At 70.8% G+C, this 6,800-nt stretch carries 2 protein-coding genes; both read left to right on the top strand.

The window, feature by feature from the left end; genetic code table 11:
• Positions 1–3,475: non-ribosomal peptide synthetase (locus tag EJI01_RS27865; protein ID WP_126840351.1), on the top strand; the 3,475-nt coding region annotated here is incomplete at its 5' end.
• A 7-nt stretch (positions 3,476–3,482) separates the two neighbouring features.
• Positions 3,483–6,800, top strand: a 3,318-nt coding sequence (locus EJI01_RS27860) for a non-ribosomal peptide synthetase (protein WP_185879100.1), incomplete at its 3' end; no start/stop codon positions are given.

Below are 6,800 nucleotides of genomic sequence, written 5' to 3'. Positions count from 1 at the left end.
CGGCCACTCGCTGCTCGCGATCCAGCTGCTGGAGCGGATGCGCGCTCGGGGCTGGGGTGCACAGGTGCGATCGCTGTTCCAGGCGCCGCGGCTTCAGGCCTTCGCGCTGACCCTGGAGCGCAGCGGCGATGCTGCTGCTGCGGACCCGGCGCAGCACGATCTCTCGGGCATTCCCGAGGGCTGCGAAGCCATCCGCCCCGACATGCTCGACCTGGTCGCGCTCGACGCCGAGCAGATCCTGCGCATCGCGGCCTGCGTGCCCGGCGGCGCCGCCAACGTGCAGGACATCTATCCGCTGGGCCCGCTGCAGGAAGGCATCCTGTTCCACCACCTGCTGCAAGTGCAGGGCGATGTCTACATTACGCACGGCGCGATCAGCTTCGACTCCGAAGAGGGGCTGCGCGGCTTCATGGAGATGCTTGGCCGGGTCATCGCGCGCCACGACATCCTGCGCACCGCGGTGCTGTGGGAGGGGCTTCCGGCGCCGGTGCAGGTGGTGCAGCGGCAGGCGTCGCTGGCGCTCGAATGGCTGGCATGCGAGGACGTCCATGTCGCCGAGCGGCTGAGCGCGCATGTGCGCGCCGGCGATTTCCGCATCGACGTTCGTCAGGCGCCGATGATCCGCGCCGTTGCGGCGCGCGATCCGGCCCATGGCCGCTGGCTGCTGCAACTGCCTTGCCACCATCTGGTGCTGGACCACGCCACGATGGAGCTGCTGGTGGAGGAGGCGGCAGTGATCCGGCAGGGCCGCGAGGGCACGCTGCCGCGGCCGGTGCCGTTCCGCCGCTTCGTGGCGCAGGCGCGGCGGGGCCTTGGCCGGGCCGAGCACGAGGCCTTCTTCTCGGCCATGCTGGGCGACGTGGACGAGCCCACCGCGCCCTTCGGCCTGCTGGACGTGCAGGGCGATGGTTCCCGCATTCTCGAGACGCGGCTCGTGCTGGAGGCGGAACTGGCCCGCAGCCTGCGCCGGCAGGCGCGCAGCCGAGGGGTGAGCGCCGCCGCGCTGTTCCACCTGGCTTGGGCCATGGTGCTGGCCCGGATCACGGGCCAGCGCGACGTCGTCTTCGGCACCGTGCTGTTCGGCCGCATGCAGGGCGGTGCGGGCGCCGAGCGCGCGCTGGGCATGTTCATCAACACGCTGCCGGTGCGCATCCGCGTCGGCGCGCAGGAAGCGCAGCCCTGCCTGCGGCAGACCCATGCCCTGCTGACCGATCTGCTGCACCACGAACACGCGAGCCTCGCGCTGGCGCAGCGCTGCAGCGCCTTGCCCGGCGGCACGCCGCTGTTCTCGACCTTGCTCAACTACCGCCATGGCCGGTCTTCGCATGACGAGGCCGAACGCCTGAAGGGCTGGGAAGGCATGACGGTGCTCGGCGGCGAGGAACGCACGAACTACCCGATCACCGTGTCGGTGGACGACCTGGAAGCAGGCTTCGAGCTCACGATCCAGGCCAGTGTCCCCGTGGACGCCGATCGCCTGGTCGGCCTGCTGCATGCCGCATTGAAGGGACTGGCCGATGCGCTCGCGAACGAGCCTGCCAGGCTGCTGTGCGAGCTCGAACTTCTGGGCGAGACCGAGCAACGCCAGCTTCGGCAATGGGGCATCAACGAGAAGCGCCATCCGGATGTGCAACCGCTGCACCGGCTCATCGAGCGGCAGGTGCAGGAGAGGCCGGATGCCACGGCGCTCGTCTTCGGCGATGCGCAACTGAGCTATGCCGAGCTCAACGCCAGGGCCAACCGCCTGGCGCATCGCCTGATTCGCTGCGGCGTGGGCCCCGACGTGCGGGTGGGGGTCGCGCTGCAGCGTTCCTTCGACATGGTGGTGGCGCTGCTTGCGATCCTGAAGTCGGGCGGCGCGTACGTGCCGCTGGACCCGGACTATCCGTCCGAAAGGCTGTCGTACATGGTGGGCGACAGCGGCATCGGGCTGCTGCTGACGGACGGCAGCCTGAAGGAGAAGGTTCCGGTGAGCGGCGACCTTCGGGTGCTCGAAGTGGACGCACTGGACCTGAAGGACGAACCGGCGCAGGACCCGCAGGTGCGGGTCGACGGCCGGAACCTGGCCTACGTGATCTACACCTCGGGCTCGACGGGCCGGCCCAAGGGGGCGCAACTGAGCCACTCCAACGTCAGCCGGCTGCTGGCCGCCACCGAGCCGTGGTTCCGCTTCGGCACCTCGGACGTGTGGACGCTCTTCCACTCCTACGCCTTCGACTTCTCGGTGTGGGAGATGTTCGGCGCCTTGAGCACGGGCGGCAAATTGGTGGTGGTGCCGTACTGGGTCAGCCGCTCGCCGCAGGAGTTCCTGGCGCTGCTGCGCGAGCAGCAGGTGACGGTGCTCAACCAGACGCCGTCGGCATTCGGCCAGCTGATCCATGCGGTGGAACAGGATGCGGACCAGGGCCAGGGCCTCGCGCTGCGCTGCGTGATCTTCGGTGGCGAAGCGTTGGAGCCGCAGATGCTCAGACCGTGGATGGAGCGCTTCGGCGACGAGCGGCCGCAGCTGGTCAACATGTACGGGATCACGGAGACGACGGTGCACGTGACGTACCGGCCGATCACGCGCGCGGACCTGGAAGAGGGTCGGCGCAGCCCGGTGGGCGTGAACATCCCGGACCTGGGGATGAGGGTGCTGGATGCTGAGCTCAACCTGACGCCCGTCGAGGTGCCCGGCGAGCTCCATGTCAGCGGCGACGGCCTGGCGCGCGGCTACCTGAACCGCGCGGCCCTGACGGCCGAGCGCTTCGTGGCCGATCCCTTCGACGAGCGCGGCGGCAGGCTGTACCGCACCGGGGACCTGGTGAAGTGGAATGCGCAGGGGCAGCTGGAGTACCTGGGCCGGATCGACCACCAGGTCAAGATCCGCGGCTTCCGCATCGAGCTCGGCGAGATCGAGGCCGGGCTGCTGCGGCAGCCCGAGGTCAGGGAAGCCATGGTGGTGGCGAACGAGGCTGCCGGCGAAACGCGCATCGTGGGCTACGTGGCGCTGCGCGAGGGGCACGGGTTCGAGGACGAGCGCGCAAGCGCGGCGCTGCGCGAACGGCTCGGGCACGCGCTGCCGGAGTACATGGTGCCCAGCGCGATCATGGTGCTGGAGGCGCTGCCGCTGAATGCCAACGGCAAGGTCGACCGGCGCGCGCTGCCGGTGCCGACCTACGGCGCCGAGGGCGTGTACGAGGCGCCGGAGGGTGAGCTGGAGGAGGCGCTGGCCGCCATCTGGGCCGAGGTGCTCGGCATCGAGCGTATCGGTCGCCACGACAACTTTTTCGAGCTTGGCGGCCATTCATTGAAGGTCATGGAAGCGGCCGCCATCGCGCGGCAGCGGCACGGCATCGAGCTTCCCCTGCGAACGATCTTCGAGCTGCCGACCCTGGCCGGCCTGTCGAACGCGCAGGCCGCGCATGGCCGAAAGGCACAGCAGCGCTCCCAACAACTTGCAGCCATCGACGCGCTGCTTGCCGAACTGGAATAGACGACCTATGCAACTCGAGGCGCAACGACTCGCCGAACGCCTGGCAGCTCTGCCCAAGCCGCAGCGCCTGGCCCTGCTGCGGCGCCTGGCGGAACAGGGCATGAATGCATCGGCGCTGCCCATCGTGCCTTTCCGGCGCGACGAGCCGCTACCCGCATCCCACGCGCAGCGGGGCCTGTGGCTCACCTGGCGCATGGCGCCGCAAAGCGCCGCCTACAACCTGGCGGGCACGCTGGTGCTGGGCGGCGCGCTCGATGCCGAGGCCCTGTCCGCGGCGGTGGATGACCTGGCCTTGCGCCATGAAGTGCTGCGCACGGTCTTCCGTCCGGATGCGGAGGGCGAGCTCCAGCAGCTGCCGCAGCCGGGCGTGCCGGGTCTGCTGCAGGTGGAGGACCTTTCGGTCTGGCCCGCGGCCGGGCGCGAATCCGAAGCGCATGCGCGGGCGCAGCGGCATGCGCTGCAACCCTTCGACCTGGAAACCGGCCCCGTGTGGCGGGTCCTGCTGGTGCGGCTGGACGCCTGTACGCATTGGCTGTCGATCGTGGCGCATCACATCGCGGCCGACGGCTGGTCGGAGGCGGTGCTGGTGCAGGATTTGGCTGCGCTGTACGAAGCGCGCGTGGCGGGCCGGGTCGCGGCTTTGCCGACCCTGCCGATCCAGTTCGCCGACCACGCGGCGTGGCAGCACGAGTGGAGTGCGGCGGGCGAGATCGAGCGGCAGCTCGCGCACTGGAAGCGCCGCCTCGGCGATGCGCAGCAGGCGGCGCTGCCCTTGCCGATGGACCGGCCGCGCCCGCCGGTGCGCAGCGACGCCGGTGCGCTGCACCGCTTCGTGCTGTCCGATGCGCTGGCCGCCGGCGTGCGCCGGCTGGCCGAATCCACCGGCAGCAGCGTATTCATGGTGATGCTGGCGCTGCTGAAGCTGGTGCTGGCGCGCTGCTGCGGCACGGGCGATATCCACGTCGGCACGCCGGTGGCCGATCGCAGGCGGGCCGAGACGCATCGGCTCGTGGGCTACCTCACCAACGTGCTGGTGCTGCGCACGCAGTTGAACCTGCGCGCCGATTTCCGGGCCCTGCTGGCGGCGGTGCGCGAGACCGTGCTCGATGCGCATTCGCATGCCGAGTGTCCCTTCGATCTGCTGGTGTCCGCGCTCGCGGTCGAGCGCGAGGCCGGCGTCCATCCGCTGTTCCAGGTCAAGTGCACCGAGCAGCAGGAGGCCGCCGGGCTCGACCGCTTCGGCGGCCTGGCGCTGCACATGCGCGGCGCCGACGCCGTGCATGCGCATTTCGATCTCAGCCTGGACTTCACGGTCCGGCCGCGCGAGATCGCCTGCGAGTTTGCGTACGCGGTGGACATCTTCGACGCGAGCACCGTGGCGCGCATGGCCGAGCTGCTGGCCGAGATGGCGCAGCGCGTTTCGGCCGCGCCCGATCGGCCGCTCGTCGAGCTGCTGCCCGCCGTGGCGCCGTCGCAGGCGGTGGGCGAGACGCTGACGCGCCAGGCCGCCGACGACGTGATCGCCTGCTGGGCGCGCAGCGTGGCCGCGGCCGGCGAGGCGCCGGCTCTGCGCTGCGAGGAGCAGGTGGTCACGCGTGCCGGGCTCGATGCAATGGCGCAGGCGCTGGCGGCGCAGCTGGTCGCGCGCGGAGTCGGGCCCGAGGTCCGCGTGGGCGTGCATGCGCCGCGCTCGATCGAACTTGTGCTCGGCCTGCTGGCCGTGCTCAAGGCGGGCGGCGTGTACGTGCCGCTCGACCCGGCGCTGCCGGCCGATCGGCTGGCCTACCAGGTGCGCGACAGCGGCATGGCGCTGATGCTGAGCGTGGATGAGCCTGCATGGACGCCGGGGATCGCGGTGCTGCCGCTCTCGCTGTCGGCCGCCGCGGATGCGCCGGTGGACTTCCCGATCGCCGCACCGAATCCGCGCCAGACCGCCTACCTCATCTACACCTCCGGCTCGACCGGGCGTCCCAAGGGCGTAGCGATCGATCGCGGCGCGCTGGCCAACTACGTGCACGGCGTGCTGGCGCGGCTCGAACTGCCGGAAAGCGCCGCCAGCATGGCGATGGTCTCCACGGTCGCCGCCGACCTGGGGCACACCGTGCTCTTCGGCGCGCTGTGCGCCGGCCGGCTGCTTCATCTGATTTCGGCGGAACGGGCCTTCGATCCGGACCGCTTCGCCGAGTACATGAGCCGCCATCGCGTCGACGTGCTCAAGATCGTGCCCAGCCATCTGCAGGCCTTGCTGAACGCGCGCGAGCCCGCGGACGTACTTCCGCGCCAGCTGCTCATCATGGGCGGCGAGGCCACGCGCTGGCCGCTACTCGATCGCGTCGCCGCGATGCGCCCGCGGATGCGCGTGCTCAATCACTACGGGCCGACCGAGACCACGGTGGGCATCCTGACGCAGGATGCCGGCCAGGCGCTGCGGCGGTCCGCCACGTTGCCGGTGGGACGGCCGCTGCCCAACAGTGCCGCTCATGTGCTCGATGCCGATCTCCAACCGGTGCCGCGGGGCGTGGCCGGCGAGCTGTACCTGGGCGGCGCGGGACTGGCGCACGGCTATGCCGGTCGCGCCGGCATGACGGCCGAGCGCTTCGTCGCCAATCCGTTCGCGGCCGGCGAGAGGCTGTACCGCAGCGGCGACCGCGTGCGCCTGCTGGCGGACGGAAGCGTGGAGTTTCTCGGGCGCGTCGACGACCAGGTGAAGGTGCGCGGCTTTCGCGTCGAGCTCAAGGAGATCGCGCAGTCGCTGCGGATGCAGCCTGGCGTGCAGGAGGCCGAAGTCCTGGCGCGCGACAGCGAGGATGGACGCACGCGCCTTTTCGGCTATGTCGTCGGCGCGGCGGGCGCTTCGATCGATGGCGAGGCGCTGCGAGCACAACTGGCGCGGAGCCTGCCGGAGTACATGGTGCCGGCCGCGATCATGGTGCTGCAGGCCTTGCCCTTGAATGCCAACGGCAAGCTGGACCGCAGGGCGCTGCCGGAACCGGAGCAGGGCGGCGAGCGGGCCGGAGCGGCACCGGTGGGCGAGGTGGAGGAAGCATTGGCGGCCGTCTGGGCCGAGGTGCTGGGCCTCGAGCGCATCGGCCGCGACGACAACTTCTTCGCGCTGGGCGGCGACTCGATCCTGAGTCTCAAGGTGGTGGGGCGTGCGCGCAAGCGCGGCGTGCAGATCTCGCCGCGTCAACTCTTCGAGAGCCGGAGCCTGAGCGCGCTGGCTGCGTTGGTAGCAGGCGAGGCGCCGGCCGCGCCGGTGGCTGCCATCCCCGTGCTCGATGCGGCGCGGCGGGCGCGGCCGCTTTCTCTCTCCTACGCGCAATCG

It is taken from the genome of Variovorax sp. MHTC-1, from assembly GCF_003984645.1.
Lineage (GTDB): Bacteria > Pseudomonadota > Gammaproteobacteria > Burkholderiales > Burkholderiaceae_C > Variovorax.
Note: the sequence above shows the minus strand (reverse complement) of the source record. Positions and strands in the feature narration are given on the sequence as shown.